At 32.9% G+C, this 18695-nt stretch carries 22 protein-coding genes; 9 read left to right on the forward strand and 13 right to left on the reverse strand.

The genetic code is table 11. The annotated features are described in order from the left end of the window. Nucleotides 1-5 precede the first annotated feature (5 nt). On the reverse strand, nt 6-563 hold the full coding sequence (locus tag J8H85_RS05260) for a DUF4136 domain-containing protein (protein WP_209653331.1): 558 nt from the start codon (nt 561-563) through the stop codon (nt 6-8). Nucleotides 564-656: 93 nt separating this feature from the next. Next, complete coding sequence (locus tag J8H85_RS05265; protein WP_209653333.1) at nt 657-827, reverse strand: DUF5522 domain-containing protein; 171 nt, start codon at nt 825-827, stop codon at nt 657-659. Nucleotides 828-876: 49 nt separating this feature from the next. On the opposite strand from J8H85_RS05265, the gene J8H85_RS05270 reads away from it, so the two are divergent. Genes J8H85_RS05270 through hemL form a run of 4 tightly spaced genes read left to right on the forward strand, consistent with a single transcriptional unit; the run spans nt 877 to nt 4437 of the window. Beyond that, a complete protein-coding gene (locus J8H85_RS05270; protein ID WP_209653335.1) occupies nt 877-1227 on the forward strand; it encodes a hypothetical protein in 351 nt (116 codons plus the stop codon). Beyond that, the gene (locus J8H85_RS05275; protein WP_209653336.1) at nt 1205-2116 is read left to right on the forward strand and encodes a 1-aminocyclopropane-1-carboxylate deaminase/D-cysteine desulfhydrase; all 912 of its coding nucleotides are present in this window, start codon (nt 1205-1207) and stop codon (nt 2114-2116) included. Before J8H85_RS05270 ends, J8H85_RS05275 begins: the two co-directional genes overlap by 23 nt. 4 nt (nt 2117-2120) lie before the next feature. Next, nucleotides 2121-3143, forward strand: a complete 1023-nt coding sequence (locus J8H85_RS05280; protein ID WP_317194981.1) for a glucosaminidase domain-containing protein — start codon at nt 2121-2123, stop codon at nt 3141-3143. Between the two features lie 7 nt (nt 3144-3150). Further along, nucleotides 3151-4437, forward strand: a complete 1287-nt coding sequence (gene hemL, locus J8H85_RS05285) for a glutamate-1-semialdehyde 2,1-aminomutase (protein WP_209653338.1) — start codon at nt 3151-3153, stop codon at nt 4435-4437. Nucleotides 4438-4512: 75 nt separating this feature from the next. On the opposite strand, the gene J8H85_RS05290 is transcribed toward hemL, so the two are convergent. The 5 genes from J8H85_RS05290 to lysS form a co-directional block, all read right to left on the reverse strand. Next, nucleotides 4513-4992: a hypothetical protein gene (locus J8H85_RS05290; RefSeq protein ID WP_209653340.1), complete on the reverse strand. Its 480-nt coding sequence runs from the start codon at nt 4990-4992 to the stop codon at nt 4513-4515. A gap of 331 nt (nt 4993-5323) precedes the next feature. Then, nucleotides 5324-6526: a YecA/YgfB family protein gene (locus tag J8H85_RS05295; RefSeq protein ID WP_209653341.1), complete on the reverse strand. Its 1203-nt coding sequence runs from the start codon at nt 6524-6526 to the stop codon at nt 5324-5326. A gap of 21 nt (nt 6527-6547) precedes the next feature. Continuing rightward, complete coding sequence (locus J8H85_RS05300; protein WP_209653343.1) at nt 6548-6922, reverse strand: hypothetical protein; 375 nt, start codon at nt 6920-6922, stop codon at nt 6548-6550. A 278-nt stretch (nt 6923-7200) separates the two neighbouring features. Then, nucleotides 7201-8367 (reverse strand): hypothetical protein, encoded by a 1167-nt coding sequence (locus tag J8H85_RS05305; RefSeq protein WP_209653345.1) that lies wholly within the window; start codon nt 8365-8367, stop codon nt 7201-7203. 393 nt (nt 8368-8760) lie between these two features. Next, nucleotides 8761-10452 carry a lysine--tRNA ligase gene (gene lysS, locus J8H85_RS05310; RefSeq protein WP_209653347.1) on the reverse strand — a complete coding sequence of 564 codons (1692 nt, stop codon included), beginning with the start codon at nt 10450-10452 and terminating at the stop codon, nt 8761-8763. Nucleotides 10453-10628: 176 nt separating this feature from the next. Between lysS and J8H85_RS05315 the strand changes: the two genes are divergently transcribed. From J8H85_RS05315 to J8H85_RS05335, 5 genes are read left to right on the forward strand one after another with little or no spacing between them, the layout of a single operon-like run. Beyond that, nucleotides 10629-10787 (forward strand): YqaE/Pmp3 family membrane protein, encoded by a 159-nt coding sequence (locus J8H85_RS05315; RefSeq protein ID WP_209653349.1) that lies wholly within the window; start codon nt 10629-10631, stop codon nt 10785-10787. 37 nt (nt 10788-10824) lie between these two features. Beyond that, nucleotides 10825-11574 (forward strand): hypothetical protein, encoded by a 750-nt coding sequence (locus tag J8H85_RS05320; RefSeq protein WP_209653351.1) that lies wholly within the window; start codon nt 10825-10827, stop codon nt 11572-11574. 4 nt (nt 11575-11578) lie between these two features. Continuing rightward, nucleotides 11579-12289: a lipoyl(octanoyl) transferase LipB gene (gene lipB, locus J8H85_RS05325; protein WP_209653353.1), complete on the forward strand. Its 711-nt coding sequence runs from the start codon at nt 11579-11581 to the stop codon at nt 12287-12289. A 46-nt stretch (nt 12290-12335) separates the two neighbouring features. Beyond that, nucleotides 12336-12563 carry a hypothetical protein gene (locus tag J8H85_RS05330; protein ID WP_209653355.1) on the forward strand — a complete coding sequence of 76 codons (228 nt, stop codon included), beginning with the start codon at nt 12336-12338 and terminating at the stop codon, nt 12561-12563. Continuing rightward, nucleotides 12553-12774, forward strand: coding sequence for a type II toxin-antitoxin system RelE/ParE family toxin (locus tag J8H85_RS05335; protein WP_245243735.1), 222 nt, complete (start codon nt 12553-12555; stop codon nt 12772-12774). Before J8H85_RS05330 ends, J8H85_RS05335 begins: the two co-directional genes overlap by 11 nt. A 101-nt stretch (nt 12775-12875) precedes the next feature. Here the strand turns inward: J8H85_RS05335 and J8H85_RS05340 are convergent, their stop codons facing one another. From J8H85_RS05340 to J8H85_RS05365, 6 genes are all read right to left on the reverse strand, one after another. Beyond that, nucleotides 12876-13352 (reverse strand): hypothetical protein, encoded by a 477-nt coding sequence (locus tag J8H85_RS05340; RefSeq protein WP_209653357.1) that lies wholly within the window; start codon nt 13350-13352, stop codon nt 12876-12878. A gap of 91 nt (nt 13353-13443) precedes the next feature. Next, complete coding sequence (locus J8H85_RS05345; RefSeq protein WP_209653359.1) at nt 13444-14493, reverse strand: nucleoid-associated protein; 1050 nt, start codon at nt 14491-14493, stop codon at nt 13444-13446. Between the two features lie 103 nt (nt 14494-14596). Beyond that, a complete protein-coding gene (locus J8H85_RS05350; RefSeq protein WP_209653360.1) occupies nt 14597-15157 on the reverse strand; it encodes a hypothetical protein in 561 nt (186 codons plus the stop codon). A gap of 450 nt (nt 15158-15607) precedes the next feature. Beyond that, nucleotides 15608-15748, reverse strand: a complete 141-nt coding sequence (locus J8H85_RS18890) for a hypothetical protein (RefSeq protein ID WP_245243736.1) — start codon at nt 15746-15748, stop codon at nt 15608-15610. A gap of 127 nt (nt 15749-15875) precedes the next feature. After that, nucleotides 15876-16136, reverse strand: coding sequence for a hypothetical protein (locus J8H85_RS05360; RefSeq protein WP_209653362.1), 261 nt, complete (start codon nt 16134-16136; stop codon nt 15876-15878). A gap of 110 nt (nt 16137-16246) precedes the next feature. Beyond that, a complete protein-coding gene (locus J8H85_RS05365) occupies nt 16247-18679 on the reverse strand; it encodes a ribonuclease HII (protein WP_209653364.1) in 2433 nt (810 codons plus the stop codon). Nucleotides 18680-18695 lie beyond the last annotated feature (16 nt).

Here is an 18695-nt window from a genome sequence, read left to right on the forward strand (position 1 = left end):
TGTTGTTATTGTTGAGCTCCAGGAGGATATTTTGCCATAATTTCGGTAACAAACTCTTTAATGCGTTCTTCTTTTTTCTCCATATTTTGGGTTAAATAGCCAGTGCCCATACCTTGCCAAACCAGTTCTTTTTTATTGGCATCAATTAAATCGATGAACAATACACCTTCGGTTCTTGTTGATACATTAGGTTGGTTCCACCCCCAGCCCCAACCAGGACCAAAGCCACCATAACCTCCCCAGCCCCAACCGCCGTAACCCCAAGAGTTGTTGTAAACATCAACACGTTGGTTCGACTTGGTAAAAAGGCTAATAAGTACATCTGGATTATCTGATTTTGTAAATCCTTTAGCAAGCATTTCAGCTTCAATAGCGCGAAGAATTCTACGTTTATCTAAATCACTAATTTCAGCTTTATCTATGCCTGTCTTAAAAAAAGCAAAAGTTTTGTATGTTGAAAAATTAGCATTTTTATCATAATCGGATGCAACTCTAACAGAGCTGCAAGATGTTACCACCAATAGTAAAGCTAAAAATGGTAAGGTTTTAAGTAATTTTTTCATAGCTGTTTAAAATTTATTAGTTTAAAAAGTAAATGTTTCTGTGATAAATAGCATCAACAATCATACCAAGGGAATATTGAAAACTGGGTTTTATTATTTGGAGTGTTTTATTCTATTGGTTTTAGTGTTAAACCCATAGGGGCAATGTCTACAACCACTTTCACAACAATACCCTCTTTTTAATAAGTATTGTTCGGTAAAACAGCGATACCCTTCTGGGGTTAGGTAGTAGTCGCCTTCTTCAATGGGGATTATTTTTTTCATCTATAACAAATATAATGTATTTTGGATTGATTTTTGACACGCTTAAAACATGATTTTTATTTCGAAATATTTAGTGCCCAAAGGTTATTTAGGAGTAACATGCTATCCTTTTGTGTTTTTGAAAACGAAGGAATTAAAACTTGATTCGGTATTGATTAACCATGAAAATATTCATTTAAGGCAACAAATTGAAATACTTGTGATTCCTTTTTACTTCATTTATGGTGTGGAGTTTGTAATACGCTTGATTCAATATAAAAATTGGCGTGCAGCGTACAGAAACATCTCGTTTGAACGAGAAGCTTATGCACATGAAACCCAATTAGATTATTTAAAACAACGAAAATTTTGGAGTTTTTTAAAGTATCTTCGCCCTAATGAATTTCAACTTAAAACATAGTGTAAACCAGCACATAGTTTTGCCTAATAAAAGCGGTGTTACCTTATATCTTAAAAGAGAAGATACCATTCATCCGTTTGTTTCTGGAAACAAGTACCGAAAACTTAAATATAATCTTCTTGAAGCTGAAAAATTAGGTTGTAAAACCTTGCTTACTTTTGGTGGTGCTTTTTCAAACCATATTGCTGCGGTGGCTTCGGCAGGCCAACTTATGGGTTTTAAAACTATTGGTGTTATTCGTGGCGATGAGTTAAAAGATGCTGTAAATGAAAATGCAACTTTGAAGTTTTCACAACAATGTGGCATGCAGTTTAAGTTTGTTTCTCGAGAGGTTTACAGAGAAAAAACATCTGTATTTTTTATTGAAAATTTAAAAGCAGAATTTGGCGAATTTTATTTAATTCCCGAAGGAGGAACAAATACCTTGGCAATTAAAGGCTGCGAAGAGATTTTAACACCTGAAGATGATGGGGTCGACTATATATGTTGTGCCGTTGGAACGGGTGGAACCATATCCGGACTTATAAATTGTTCAAAACCTAGTCAACAAGTTTTAGGATTTCCTGCCTTAAAAGGAAGTTTTTTACAACAAGATATTAGTAAATTTGCAATGAAAACCAATTGGGAGCTTAAAACCGAATACCATTTTGGAGGTTATGCAAAAATAAACACCGAATTGGTAGCGTTTATCAATCAGTTTAAAAAGCAATACCATATTCCGTTAGATCCCGTTTATACGGGAAAAATGATGTTTGGTATTTTCGACTTAATTGAAAAAGGCTATTTCCCAAAAGGAACAAAAATATTGGCTATTCATACAGGTGGTTTGCAGGGGATAGAAGGCATGAATGCGGTTTTACAAAAGAAAAATTTACCATTAATTGTATAATTTAATGAAGAAAATAGTAGTTTTTTGCTTGATGGCAAGTTTTATATTTAGTTGTGGTTCTAAAAAAGCCGTTACAAAAAAGAAATCTTCAAGTAGAACAAAAACAGAGAGCGTTGTTACTGAAAATCACCCTCGAGATAATCCAAAAATGGAAAATGGAGAGGAAGTTGTGAATGGTGTTGAGGTTAAAATTACATCAACGGATGAATATATTGCCCTTTTTAGAGCCATTGCACAAGAAGAAATGCGTTTATACGGCATACCTGCCAGTATTACTTTGGCGCAAGGTATTTTAGAATCGAATTCTGGAAAAGGACGACTTGCAGTTGAAGCCAATAACCATTTTGGTATCAAATGCCATGATTGGACAGGTGAAAGAATTTATCATGATGATGATGCCTCCCAAGAATGTTTCAGAAAATATAATGATTCCAAATATTCATACAGAGACCATTCGCTATTTTTAACGCAGCGTTCCCGTTATGCGGCTCTTTTCAAACTAAAAAAAGAAGATTACAAAGGTTGGGCAAGGGAACTTAGAAATGCAGGATATGCTACCGATAGAAAATACCCAGAGAAATTAATAAGTTTGATAGAGAGGTACCGTTTGCATAAATATGATGAAGAAGTTTTAGGAGATGTTTACGTGAAGTATGAAGATGAAATAGGCGATTTCTCTATATATTATGTTGAAAGGGGCGATACGATGTACTCTATTTCCAAAAAGTTCAATATGTCTGTAGAAGAACTAAAAGCGGCGAATAACTTATCTACAACCTCACTTAGTGTTGGCCAAAAATTAAAGATAGATAAGAATGCAAAAGAAACGGTGGCGGTTGCATCAAAACCAAAAGCTTCAGAACAACCAGTAAAAGTCAATCGGTATCACATCGTTGGAAAAGGAGAAACTTTGTATTCCATATCAAAGCGGTACGATATGACTGTTTCCGAACTTCAAAAAATGAATGGTTTAAAGGATAATGCCTTAAATATAGGGCAACAACTTCAAGTAAAACCAGCAAATTAAAATACAAATGAATTATACAAGAAGTAGTGCTTTATTTGCACAAGCCGAAAAGGTGATTCCTGGAGGTGTAAATTCACCAGTTAGAGCATTTAAAGGTGTTGGCGGCACGCCCATTTTCGTAAAAGAAGCCAAAGGCGCATATTTATATGATGAAGATGGTAACCGTTTGATTGATTATATAAATTCTTGGGGCCCTATGATTTTGGGGCACGCCTACCAACCTGTGGTAGATGCGGTTGTTGAGAAAGCCAAAAAAGGAACATCGTTTGGAATGCCTACCGAAATAGAAACACAAATTGCCGAATTAGCGGTTTCCATGGTACCAAATATTGATAAAATCCGTTTTGTGAATTCTGGTACCGAAGCTTGTATGAGTGCGGTACGTTTGGCAAGAGGTTTTACTAAAAAGGATAAAATTATAAAGTTTGCCGGTTGTTACCATGGGCATAGCGACTCGTTTTTAATACAAGCGGGTAGTGGTGCCAGTACTTTTGGAACGCCCAACAGTCCTGGAGTAACACAAGGTACAGCCAAAGATACTTTGTTGGCAGCTTACAACGATATTGAAAATGTAAAGCAATTAGTTGAAGCGAACAAAAACGAAATTGCTTGTATTATTATTGAGCCTGTAGCAGGAAATATGGGTTGTGTGCCTCCGCAAAACGATTTTTTGAATAAATTAAGAACACTTTGTACAGCGGAAAATATCCTGTTGATTTTTGATGAGGTGATGACGGGTTTCCGATTGGCTAAAGGTGGCGCTCAAGAACTTTTCAATATAAATGCAGATATTGTTTGCTTTGGAAAAGTAATTGGTGGCGGTTTGCCTGTGGGGGCTTTTGCAGCAAGAAATGACATCATGAATGAGTTGGCTCCTTTAGGTCCCGTGTATCAAGCAGGAACTTTAAGTGGGAATCCGTTGGCTATGGCAGCAGGTTTAGCCATGTTAACGGAACTGAACAATGATGCCGAGGTGTTTAATCGTTTGGCTGAAAAAACCGAATATTTACATAAGGGTATTGCTAAAGTTTTAAACGATAACCATATTGTACATACCATAAATAGAGTTGGTTCTATGATTTCGGTGCATTTTGATGCATCACCTGTTGTAGATTTTGCAACCGCAGCAAAAGGAAACAATGATACTTTTAAAAAGTTCTTCCATGGGCTGCTTAACGAAGGTGTTTATATCGCGCCAAGTGCTTTTGAAACATGGTTTATTACCGATGCTTTGTCTTATGAAGATTTGGATTTTACCATTAATGCCGTAAACAAGGTTGCAAAAACATTATAAATAAGAAAGCGCATTTCTTAATTTAAAGAAATGCGCTTAACCAACTAAACTAACTAAATTAATCAAACTAAATCATTATTGTTTTTTTTGGCCTTTGCCTCTTTGCTTTTCACCATCTTTTTTCATGCCAACAGCTCTCTCGCGCATTTTTCCTTGAACTTTTTCCCATTTTTCAAATTGCTCTTTGTTTAAAATCGATTTCATTTTAGCTTTTGTTGCAATTTGATGGTCCAACTTAGCGTTTTCCATAGCCAAGCGTTGTTCTTTGGTTGGTTTTTCCATGTTGCCACTTTCTTTTTTTGCTTTAAAAGTTGCCATCATTTCTTTGCGTTTTGTGGCATTTTTAAGATTCATGGCGTATATTTCTTTTTGTTGCGATGCATTCAAATCCAAATGCAAGGTCATTTTTTTGGTTTGAAGATTTGCTACTTCGTCTGGCGTAAGGTCGCTCATTCTATGTGTTCTCTCTCCGCGGTTTGGGCGTTCTTTTCTTTCTTGTTGGGCAAAACCTTGAATAGATATTAAGGCTAATGCAATGATTATAAGTCTTTTCATTTTTATAAATTTTTAATGTTATTTGCTATTAGGACTTTTAGAACTTAAAAAGGTTTAAAGTGCTTGCCTGTTTTAACAAGAAGTTAACTTTAAAAAGGATATCCTTTGTGGGTATTGGAAACACCTTGCAGAGTAGGCATTGGATAATTTGAAGATGCTTTAGTTTTTTAGAGTAGTAAACTTAAATAAGAAACTTTTTGCTTTAAAAGTGGATTCCTGCATTCGCAGGAATGACAAAAGTATTTATACCATTCGTAAAAAATGAGCGGTAGGCGTGCTTATACTGGTTGGATTTTTTTATTGGTTATATACGTATGTTGCCACACGTTTTTTATCCGCAACATTTTTTTAATTTAATACCACTACCACAAAAACAGTAATCATTCCTACCAATGTTTTTAATGGTTTCAGGAAATTTTATTTCATACTTTTCCATTAATGGTTTATAGTAATCTAAATCGAACCTTTGAGCAAAATCTGCGTCAAATGCAACAATATCCGAGTCTGGTCTTTTTTCAAGTTTAGTTCTTAAATATCCACCAAAAAAACCTAGTTCACTATCTGCAATAAAATATTTTGAGTTTTGAGTTCGTTTTTTGAAATAATCAAAAAGAGTGTCAAAACCTTGCGAGTATTCCATAATTATTTCTAGGTCAAAAATACTCATAGCGATAGGCGTAATTTTTTCTTTGTGAAAAAATAATCTAGTATGAGCTGTAATTGCAGGATAGCTATCAAGAACTAAACAAGCTGAATAAATTTCGTTTACTTCCGGAAGTTCAAGTTTTTTGCCACTATCTTTATATTGAAAATAACATTTATTGCTTAAAATTAATTCATAAGGTAAAATAGCTTGTTCGTGTGCGTCTCGAACTGCGAGTTTAAAGTCTTTCTCAAACGTAGCAATATCTCCATTTTTAGATAATTGACTTAGTCTTTTTGATTTGACTTGAAAAATCAGCATTTTATTATCTTTTACTACGCAAATATCAATATCAGTTACTGTTGTTGCTTTTACTTCTTTTACTTCGACTTCTGAATGAATAAATTTTGAGTCAATTTTTCTTGAAAGTAATTTAGCTACAATATTTTCAGCTATGTCTCCTCTGTTTTTTTGTGCTTTATTCCGATATTTTTTGTCATCAATCATCCAATAGAAAGGGCTGTCATAAATAGCCTCTGATACCGTGTAAGGTAATGGAATGATGTAACTGTTATCCGTTTTAATTACTGGTCGAATTTTGAATTGATTCAAATCTCCAATTCCATTAAAGTTTTGATTTAGAACTTCATTTTCTTTAAATGATAACGAGTCTAATATTTTTATAAAATTTGGATTTTTTTTAAATATGTAATTATTAAAATTAAAAGTATAAAGTTCAATAAAATTGTCTCCGAAATCTTTAACATTTAATTTGAAATTTATAATAGATTTTAAATTAATGTAGAGATTTTTAGCATCTTCTAAACTGAAATTTTTGTTAGTTAGCAACCAATCTTTATCTAGTGAATATTTTGTTTCTAAAAAATTCATAAATTGATAATCATAAGCTCCTCAAGGTCCATAAAAGACAGTTTCTCTGACAGATGCAGGGTTTGTTCTGAATTCTAGATGATAGTTTTCAAATTCTTCAGGTTTTGGAAAGTGTTTCAAGAAAGTTAAATGATAATTGTCCATTAATTTATGAACTCTTTTTGCTTTTAACTTGAAATCTGTTTTATCTGTTAGTTGTCTATGTCTGTTTTTTAACCAAAGACCGAATAAAAAAGTTATTTCATTTTCGTTAAGTAACGCTCTGAAATTTCTAGTTGCTAATTGGTCGGTTGAACAGTTTAAGTTCTCTCCAACTAAGTAGAGTAAAACGATCAGAAAATCAGAATGAGATGAAAATTCATTTAATTCCGCTAAAATTTCATTCTCATCTCGCATTTTTTTTAAATGTGTGGCAACGTTTGTTATTGTTGTCTTGTAAATATAAAATTATTTTCTGTAAAAAAATACGCTATATATTTCTTTTGCTAAAAGCTAATTTGGTTTATGGGATGCACGTTAGGGATTACTCATGCATTCTATTTTATATTAATGAAATCGTGAATGACGCATTTGTAGTGGAAAGTCCATCGAGGTACGAGCGAGGACTTGTAACCCTTCGACTTCGCTCAGGATAAACCCCAAGCACGACCTTTGTGGTATCGCCCAAAAAAATGTTATTTAAAAATGGGTAGTTTTAAACTAATGCCTGTTTGAAAATCGGGGGCGTTGTTTACACGAAAATCTTCATTGAAATAGAGAGACAATGTTAAGTTTGGGCGCCCATAGGTGTACATAAATGTCCAGAGCGATAAACTTTTGTACAATGTTTCAAAACCATGTTGCCAGCCACCATTTATTTCTTTCCATTTACCAATCATTCGGTAATAATCGGCTTCTTCTCGTTTGTTGTAACTGGATTGAATTTGGTAGTTAACACTAAAGGCATTATAATTTTTTTGTTTTGTGAATTTGGCTATTTCAAGATCGGCTTCAAAAGTTCCTAAATATGGATTGTTTCCTAAATCAACCACGTCTTTAAAATTAATCATGTTTTTTCGAAGTACATTCAACCCTAAGCCCGCATTGAATTCATAATTATTTTTTATTTGAATTTTCTTGATAGCGTTTGCTGAAAGACCAAAATCTATAGATGAATTAAATTTAGAAGTGTTAATCCCTAAATGGCTTCCAAAATTGATATATATGTTTTTTGTTTTATTTATTGAAAGTGATGGGTAATAATAATGGTTAACTTCGATGCCGCCTACAAAGAAATCATTGTTGTTTAATTCAAGCGTGTTTCCGTTTCTATCTTGATATTTAAAATTTACCTGATTTAACCCATAGTAACGCCTTCCATAAGGGTCTTCACCTCCAGCTACATTGGTATGGAACCATTCGATACTTTCATCGCCAGTAAAAAGAGAAAACGGATATTTTCCTTTTGTAATTAAATAAGAGCGTAAGGTGATATCGAGTTCATTTTTTTTATTTAAAGGTATATTGATGCCGAATCTAAATTCTTTAATTACAGCATCTATAACGATGTTCATGTAATCTGCAGGCGTGGTTTCTTGATTTTCAAAGTGAAAATTTCTATGATACCATACTAATTTACTTTGCTCTGCTCTTACTTCGGGATCTTTTGGTATATAGGTTTCAACAAAAGGATGAAAGTTGTTGCCACTTGCCGAAGTAAATGTTAATGAGGTGTTTTTGTTAGGGGTTAATTTAAAGTTTGTATTAATACGAGAACTGAAAATTCCAAAATGGTGGGTGCTTAAAATACTTGGTTTTTCAATGCCGTTTTTAAATGATAAACTATCTTGTTTTTGAGCCATTAAAATGAAGCAAGAACAACAAAAAAAGGTAAGCAAAATATTTTTTAGCATGTTGTAAAAATATAGAAATTTTTAAGACTTGTGAAGTTAAGTTTATGAGGTGTGGTTCAGTGCTTTTACATGTTATATGAATGTTATTTTTCATAAAAAATTAACATTCAACATTGTTTTTCTTAAAGAAGGTTTGAAATTTTTATTTAGTTGTGTTAAACATTTCTAAATACTTTTAATACATGAAATAAAATGCTTCTATTTGTATGGTTATTTATTGGAAACATATAATGATTACACAGTAGTTATTAGTTTAGTAATAAATTAAGTTTAGTTGGTTAGTTTGTAAAAGCCCAGTAATTAAAAATTACTGGGCTTTTTAGTTTTAGTGTGTTTTTTGGTTTAAGAGAGTTCAACAACCAAATCATCATCCGTTTTTGTAACGCTGGCCAATTTGTGCTTGGTTAAACCTTTGATGCCTTTATCCCAAGCTTTATTGCTTAGGCCTGATTGCGATTTTAATTCGTTTAAAGATATGCTTTTTTGGGTTTTTAAAATTTCGAAGATGGCTTTTTCAGCATCACTCAATTCCACAGCTTTTTTCTCTGGGCGCATTTGCGGGAAGAACAATACTTCTTGGATGGATTGGTTGTTGGTTAAAAACATAATCAATCGGTCCATACCAATGCCCATACCCGATGTTGGTGGCATACCGTATTCCAAAGCACGTAAAAAGTCGTAATCGATGGTTCCAGTTGCTTCATCATCACCTTTTTTGGCAAGTTCCATTTGGTGCTCAAAACGTTCACGTTGGTCAATAGGGTCGTTAAGTTCGGAATACGCATTGGCTATTTCTTTACCACAAACCATCAATTCGAAACGCTCGGTTAATTCTGGGTTTTCTCGGTGTTCTTTACATAACGGGCTCATTTCTTTCGGGTAGTCTGTAATGTAAGTAGGTTGTATGTAGTTGCCCTCACATTTTTCGCCAAAAATTTCATCAATTAGTTTTCCTTTGCCCATGGTGTCGTCTACTTCAATGCCCATGCCCTTGGCAGCAGCTCTAATGTCATCTTCGGTTTTTCCGGTAATATCAAAACCAGTAAATTCTTTAATAGAATCTGCCATGGTTACTCTGGCGTAAGGCGCTTTAAAATCTATTTCGTGTTTTCCAAAAGTAGCTTTTGTGGTACCGTTTACGGCAATGGCACAATGTTCTAGCAAACGCTCGCAAAAATCCATCATCCAGTTGTAATCTTTATACGCTACATAAATTTCCATAGCGGTAAACTCTGGGTTGTGGGTACGGTCCATACCTTCATTTCTGAAGTTTTTAGAAAACTCATAAACACCATCAAACCCACCAACAATCAATCGTTTTAAATACAATTCGTTGGCAATTCGCATGTATAAAGGAATATCCAAAGCATTGTGATGTGTTACAAACGGACGGGCCGCAGCACCACCGGGAATAGGTTGCAACACAGGAGTTTCTACTTCAAAATAACCAGCATCATTAAAAAACTGACGCATGGCATTGAATAATTTGGTACGTTTTACAAATACGTTTTTTACCTGTGGGTTTACCACTAAATCGGCATAACGTTGTCTGTAACGTTGTTCTGGGTCTGTAAACGCATCAAACACAACACCGTCTTTTTCTTTAGGTAGCGGTAATGGTTTTAAGGCTTTACTTAATAAGGTGAAGTCTTTTACGCGTACACTTTTTTCACCAACTTGGGTGGTGAATAATTCGCCTTCAATACCAACAAAGTCTCCAAAGTCCAATAACTTTTTAAAAACTTCATTGTATTTTTCTTTATCATCGCCAGGACAAATTTCATCACGGTTAAAATATACTTGTATTTTTCCATCAGCATCTTGTAAATCGGCAAAACTTGCTTTTCCCTGTACCTTTATCATCATCAAACGACCAGCAATAACTACCTTTTTGCCAACTTCAAATTGATCCTTTATCTGTTTCGATGTGTGTGAAACGGGGTATAAATCGGCAGGATAGGGGTTTATACCTAACTCGCGTAATTTTGCTAATTTTTCTCTTCGTACAAGTTCTTGCTCTGATAACTGCGACATATTCTAAATTTCTGAGTATTTTTTTAAAGGCACAAAGATAAACATTTGATTACGAATTACGATTTTAGAATTACTAATTTTTAAGCTTGAAAACTTTACATACAGTGTAACAAAAAGCATGGATTTCCGACTCATAGGAAAATCATCAATCTAAAATTATAAATCAAAAAATTATTATGAGTTTTTGGAGAGTATTACTGTCTATCATTTGTCCGCCTTTAGCAGTTATCGATAAAGGTTGCGGTTCTATTTTTATTGTATTTCTATTATGGCTCTGTGGCTGGGTGCCCGGTGTTATTGCAGCCTTGGTTATCTTGAATAATCCCAAAAATTAAACTTATCTTTGTTCGGTAATTCTTTAAAATGTAATATATGAATCGGTTTTTTACCTTTATGGTCTTGGTTATTTCCATAGTGTTAACCAGTTGCCAATTTTCCGAAAATATTTATATAAACGCCGATGGTTCTGGTAAAATGGAATTTTCGTTTGATGGCAGTCAACTTATGCAAATGGCGGGTGATAAAATGGGAGAAAGCCAAGAAAAAGCCATCGATTCTACCTTTAGTTTCAAGGAATTGTTCAGTAGCATGAAAGATAGTATTTCGAAACTATCGGAAGAAGAGCAGCAAAAATTAAAGCGTTTAGAGCCTTTTAATATGCACATGGTTATGGATCCTAAAACTTCAAAAATGAACTTTGAAATGTTTACCGATTTTAAAAATGTAAACGAATTGCAGGATATGTTTAAGGCTATGAAAAGTTTTGGCGATTTAAAAGGCAAGGAGAAAGCAGGTGCTGAAAATAATCCGTTTTCGTCTTTTGGAGGCGATGGCACAACTGAACTTGATTACAAATACGACGGGAAAACGTTTAAGCGTACCGCGAAAATATTAGATAAAGAAGCTCACAAGCAAGTAACCGATAGCATCGGGCAAATGGCTATGATGTTTGGATCTTCAACCTATAAGCTGAATTATCATTTTCCAAAACCTATTAAATCGGTTTCAAATGAAACAGCAATGTTTAGTGCCGATAGAAAAACCGTTACTGTGGAATATGGTTTTATGGATTACATTGCGAACCCCGAAGCTTTAAATTTAGAAGTTGTATTAGAAGATTAAAACGTTGAACAAAATCATTGAAATACAAGATTTAGGCTTAAAAGATTATAAAGATACTTGGGATTACCAAGAACAACTTTTTAAAGGTATTGTAGATGCTAAAATTAAAAACAGGCGCGACAATACACAGCTTAAAACCAATAATTACTTTCTTTTTGTAGAGCATCCGCATGTTTATACCTTGGGTAAAAGTGGCGATATTTCCAATTTATTGGTAGACGAAGCCCAACTGAAAGCTAAAAACGCCACCTTTTATAAAGTTAACAGAGGCGGAGATATTACCTATCATGGCCCAGGGCAAATAGTAGGTTACCCTATTCTGGATTTGGATAATTTTTTTACAGATATCCATAAATACCTTCGATTTTTAGAGGAAATGATCATACTTACCCTTGCGGAATATGGCCTAAAAGCTGAAAGAAGCCCAGGGGAAACAGGTGTTTGGCTAGATGTAGGTACACCATTTGCCAGAAAAATTTGTGCTATGGGTGTACGTGCCAGCAGGTGGGTAACCATGCATGGTTTTGCATTGAACGTTAATGCCAATTTGGGATATTTTGATTTAATGATTCCGTGTGGTATTCGTGGGAAAGCAGTAACCTCTTTAAATGTAGAATTAGGTGTTGCTACCGTTGATGAAGCTGAAGTAAAAGAAAAACTATTGAAACATTTTAGTGCGCTTTTTGAAGCGGAGTTTTTAAATGCTAAACTTTAAATAGTATTTATGCTAATTTTGTAAATTTGGATAAACCCACATTGCTATGGAAACAATAAAATTGCAAGTTAGCCGAAAAATATATACTAAACTCCTATGGTTACTTAGTCAATTTAAGTCTGAAGATTTGAAAATTATTGATGACTCAGAGTCTTCGGTAATTGAATATCTTAATAGCGAATTGAAGTCCATAGATTCTGGAAATGCCGAATTTTTATCACTTGAAGAATTAGATGCTGTTATGGAAGAACGCATTATAAAGTATGAAAATTAAAATTCTAAAGAGTTTTTCCATCAAACTTGCAGATCAAGTAGAATATATAGCCAAAGATAAACCTGAAGCTGCTAGAAAATTTAAGGTAGATATTTTAAAAGCAATTTCAGGTATTGCCGAGTTGCCTTATGGTAATAAAAAGTCCATTTATTTTGAAGATTCAACGATAAGAGATTTAACTTTTAAAGGCTATACTATTGTATATAGGTGAAAGAAACTGAAAATATTATTGAAGTTTTTGGTTTTATAAAGTATCAAGAAAAGTTTTAACTAAAAAACGGTATTCTTAAAAACAGTCATTTTTTATATTTTTCAAGGCAATTCGTTACTTAATTCATTTCTCAATATTAAAAATTTACTAACATATTCATATGCACTCTTTGGAATTATTACTCCTGAAGAATTCATTACATTAATGGTGCTTTCAGATTCAAAATATATTTCGTCATTTAAGGAAACAAAAACTGTAACTGATTCACCGATACTACAGTGCGCAAACCCATTTCTTATTGAGCTAAGTTCTCTTAGTTTCCCAATCGTAGTTTTATTTATTCCAATATTTGAGAGTATTTTTAATTTTCCCCCAATGCTCATTACAGAGCTATTTAGAACTACTGTTTCAAAAACTCTTTTGTTTTCAGGTTTAAAATAATCCATGATAATATTGTCAATTCTCCATTCCATTTGACAGAATTGGTCAATTACCCAACCTTGAATTTCAGCATCATTGAATTTCGAAAGTTCACTTTTCGTTAGGGAATCAAATCTTATTTTCTTTTTTGGAGTCATTCTAAATTATTGCCAACTTATGGTTATGGATAGTTCAATTATAAATATCCATAATTAAACGAATTTAATCAAAATTTAATACAAAATCAACCTACCCTTCTGTGTTAAAAAACACCTTATAATAATGCATCTTTTTTTCGTCGTCATAACCACGTTCTAAATATTCGGCAGAGGCATCAGGCGCATCAATATCTAGTTTTATTTGAATGTTCGTGTCTAGTTTAATATCGGTTTTAAACTTTTTCTTTTCTTTATTAACAACGGCTTCAGCAACATCAAATTGATTTCTAAGTACTAAGTTTTTTTCGTCTTCAAAGGTTTTTTTGTAATCTTCAAATAGGTTTTTATGTTTGTCTTCTTCAAATAGTTCGTCTTTAAAGCGTTCAATGTTTACTACTTCGTTTTCCTTAAAAAAGTCGATGGTTCTTGCTAAAAATGTATTTTGTTCTTGGGCACCATAAGTTGTTTTTAAAATTTCGGTCGAGAAATCTTTGCAAAGCTCTATGTATTGCTGCGTGTGGTTGTTGGCATCATCGGCATACTTAATGTTTAAAAACTGGTTTAGCCAATATTGAGCGTCGTAGCTATTATTATCTACACTTAATATAATGTTGCCTTCGGTATCGGTTTGGTTTAAAATAAGGCAACCTTTATCTACTTTTTTAGATGAAATTCCTTTTTGTACCAACACATCGTAACTGTTGTTTTCTAAATAAGTTTGAAAAAAATTGACCTTGCTTTCAATTTTAAAAATCCCCAAAGCATTGGTGGTTATTTCGTTAAACTCGATGCCTTCAAACATAACCACCAAAACATCACCTGTTTTTATTTGTGCTGAAGTTGATTGTTCAAATAAATGTGTAACTATATGTTTTGAAACGTCTATAAAAGCTTCTTCATCATTAAAAATTTGTGTGCTATAACTATTGATTTCATTCAATGAAATATTAGCATGGTGGCTAAACCGGTAGCTTTGAACCACGCTTCCAAAAGGTCTTAACAAAAAAGGCAGCATGAGGTCGTAACTGGCTTCATCAAAATCTACTAATTTTTCTGAAAAAGCATTTTTGGTATCGTTAAATTTATTACCAACTTTATGAATGATGAATTTTGAAATGGAAGCGTTTTTTCTTGAAATCATAATAAGTATTTTGCAATTGCAATACTAATCATTTTGTTATAAAAAGGTATAAAAAAACCGAAGGTTTTAAGCTTCGGTTTTTAATAAATGTTTTTGCTAATGCTTAATCCTTAATCCCATAATAGTTGCATACTGCATTATAATCGTTAATATCAACCCCATTTTGGTTTAGCTCATTTAAAATGTGTTGTTTACTGTTTTTTTTGCTACTTGTTTTAGCGATTGTTGTATTGGAAGATTTTATAATGATAATTTTTGTAGTAGGATAAGCTCCCGCGGCAACAGTGTAAGGGGTGCCATTGAGATTGTGAAATTTAATATGATATTGACTAGGAACTATATAGACCCTAACGGCACTTTCACCATTAAAAACAGTTCCAGGAATAGGATAATGATAATTCTGCCAGTGTGTAATATAACCAAGTACAACGTCATTGTCAATTACATCTTGAGTGATTTCTGGGAGGCTTAAGATAAATGAATCCCCCGATAATGATGAAGTATTGAACACAAACGTTTGTACATTGGCATTGCCGTCTTCTCCTGCAGGTCCCTCTGGTCCTTGAGTGCCATCTTCTGATGAACAGGCAAAATTTAAGGCCACAATAATAGCCAAAATACAATACTTTGATTTTGAAATTAACATTTTTGAATTCTTCATCATTTCTTAATTTTATTGATTAATAGCTTGTTTAAACTTTTTAAACTTTAAGGTTTTAATTGTTTTGTTTTCGTACAGAATATGTAACTCATAAACCTCCTTTTTATTAAAGGATCTATGCTAATATAGAAATTTTTTGCCGAATTTAGGCTATCTGTCACACTAGTTATTTGTTGAATTATTATAATTAATGATTGTGAGAAAAACTAAATAACTAATTAATTTGGTTAAAATAAAGTAGATGCTTACCAACAGCATATCAGTATTGCAAAAGAGTATAGAAGATGTGTAATACTGTTAAAGGTTTGGTTTTTAAGTATTTACACGGATTTGGGTATCTTTTAAGCTAAAAACCATGAGTATTTTTACGTTATAACTATTGATTTCATTCAATGAAATATTAGCATGGTGGTTAAACCTATAGCTTTGAACCACGCTTCCCAAAGGTCTTAACTAAAAAGGCAGCATGAGGTTGTAACTGGCTTCATCAAAATCTACTAATTTTTCTGAAAAAGCATTTTTGGTATCGTTAAATTTATTGCCAACTTTATGAATGATGAATTTTGAAATGGAAGCGTTTTTTCTTGAAATCATGGTTTGTTTTTTTGTAGTGCAGTAGTACTAATTTCAAAAGAAAAACACATAAAAAAAGAACGCCAAAGCATACACTTTGACGTTCTCAGATTTGAGGACTTTCGATTTGGTTATCGTAATATTTTAATTATTTTGTAATACTGGTAAGTTCGGTATAGCCCATAAGTTTCCCTTTTTCATCAGTGGTTACATTGCTTTCAATAGTTTGTATTTTGGAAATAGAAACATTCTCTTTTTTACCTTTTGCATTGTAGTTTGTAATTTCAAACTGAACGCCTTCTTTAAAAAACGGATAATATGTGTTACAAGTGTTTTGGCTAGTGATGCTAAAACTGAATAAAAAAACCAAAAAGCAAAATAGCTGATGGCATTGTTTATTGATTTTCATGGAGAGGTATGGATTAATAGCAGCCCTAAAGATAAAAATTACTTTTTCATATGCAAAAGTTAATGTGAAAATTCTTTATTTTATAAAGCTGTAAATAAGTATATTAAGGTTTAGTTTATGCGGTATAGTAAGATGGAATTGTTTTCGCCTTTTGTTACAAATTCTAAGCTATTGTCTTTATCAATATTATCCAAGGTTATTTCCGAATTTCCATATACAGGGAAATTAGGCAGCAGGTTTGCTTGGCTATCATAGAGATATACTTTTTGAGTTTGTAAATCGGTAATGGCAACATAAATTTTATCTTTTATATAAAACAATTCGGGTCTTGTGTAGGTGCCAAAATCCAATTCTTCAAGATTACTTTTTATAGTTAATTTATTTTCGCTTAATGTAACTAAAGTTTTGCTGGAAGCTTCTAAATGGTGTTTTTCAGAAAGATTTAAATTTTGGGTGGAAACGCCGCCTCTAGTATCAATGGAAATTAATTGCCCGTTTGAAGTTGTTGTGGTAAACGTATCATTATATAAAAAGATGGGTTGATTTGAAAAATTACTAGACGTTTTTGGAGACACTCTAGTATCACCAGTCCTATCAATTATATGTATGGTGTTGGTAGTTTTAAATACAATATAATCTTTACCGCTCATCCTAAAATGTTTTGGCTGGCTAATAATGGCATCTTTAGCAGCTTTAAAATTAAAACCATTGACTAATTTTAAATTAACATCGTAAACCAAAATATTTTTGCCTTGGTTAACAAACAGGCGATAGTCTTTATTTCGGTCGTAATCGAAAACTGAAAGCGGTTGGGTAATTTCATCATTGAATTTACCAGGGAACGGTGCCACATCCTTACCATTTCTATCTATAACATAAACACGGTTAGGAGTTGCAAAAGCGAGTTGCAGGCGTCCGTTCTTATAAATGTCAATTTGTTCAATGGTTCCTAAAACAGCTCCTTCCAATTGTTTTTTCCACAGAATTTTTCCTTTATTGGAAATTAGATAGAGGTTGTTTTTGATGTCTTGAACAACAATTTCTTTTTCTTTGGTAAGATGATTGGTTACAAATTGAGGTTTGGTTAAAATATCAGTACCCAATTTAATGTTCAATTCTTCTGAAACCGAATTTTGAATTGCCGTAGTTTTGCTCTTCTTTATAAAGGCATTTAAATGGGCAAAATTAGTGTCGTATATAAACTGTAATGCCGATGTGCTATAGCTGCTGAAAGAATCGTCTAACGCATCATTAAAATTTTTGCTTAATATAGATTTTAAAGAGTTGCTGTTCGTTACAAACAATAGGGATGACGCATTGCTTAATTGTTCTTTAACTTTTTTGAAAGTTTCAGATTCGCTAAAAGTGGTTTTGTTTTGATAGCTTGCAATGATGCTTTGCAGCAATTCTGAATTATCTGAGAACACAAAAAAGTTATCTAAAATGCAATATTTATTGGCTTTGGTGTTTTTAATTAAAGGTGAAAAGGTGTTAGTAAATAGACTAGGTTGGCTGAAACTGTAAATTTCAATACCTCTATAATTGGCAACAATGGTTTGTTCGCCAATCAAAGCATCTTCAGTAGCTATAAAATCGATAGAATTTAAAGCAATTGCACGATTTTCATTTTGATAAATAGTGCCCACTTCTATAATATTATCAAAAAGAGGAGAACTGCCTGCAATAGAATCCTGCTTATTAAATGCTTTTAAATTAGTTTCAATGTTTTTAAAATTCTTAAAAGTGAAACTCATAAACGCATCGCTATCAAAAGGTGCGATATTTTGAATTTGGTTTTCCTGCGGAATGGTGCCTTTAAAAATATTGTTCAGTATTTTTGTAGAATCGACAGCTTTCGTAATACCGTTTATATAAAGGTAGTCTTGGTTTACATCAACATCAATGGCTATGTAGCTGGTAATTGCTTTTAAGTTTAGAGCTTCTTCAATAAAAAACGATTTTATAAAAGGCGAGTTGGTGTTTATTATAATTGAAAACGTTTTGTCATTACTGGTAGAATTGTAAATTTTTACCAGTTCCTCATTCATGTTTGGGTTTGAAAGCGCAGTATTAATAATGTCTTTAGACGATGCAGCAAAAAAAATACTATCAATTACGGTGCTGTAAAATGTATGGTTGTTGAAGGTGGATTTTGTTAGTGTTTGGTTTTCATATTCAAGCGTTTCTTCCATATAATTTTTAATGGAATCTCTTTTGAATAATTGCGGATTGAATTTGGTAATGATTGAATATTGTAAACTATCGTTACCATCATTTGAAAAGCAAATAAGCAATTCGCCATTTGGTTTTAAAAGTTTTAAGTTTTCAAGTTTAGCCTCTAAATTTTTATATGCAGACGTTTTTGAGAATTTATTTAGAAAATCACTATTGTTAATACTGCTTTTTAAATCTTCAAGATTGGATGTTTTTATAATGATGGACGCGTTTTCTGGAACAAAATCGATAAGATTGCTGCGATTTTTTTCTACATTAGAACAGCTAAAAACAACAAATAATAAGAGGGTAAAAGCTAAGAATCTCATAAAACGAATTAATTTA

Source organism: Mariniflexile gromovii, assembly GCF_017814435.1.
Lineage (GTDB): Bacteria > Bacteroidota > Bacteroidia > Flavobacteriales > Flavobacteriaceae > Mariniflexile > Mariniflexile gromovii.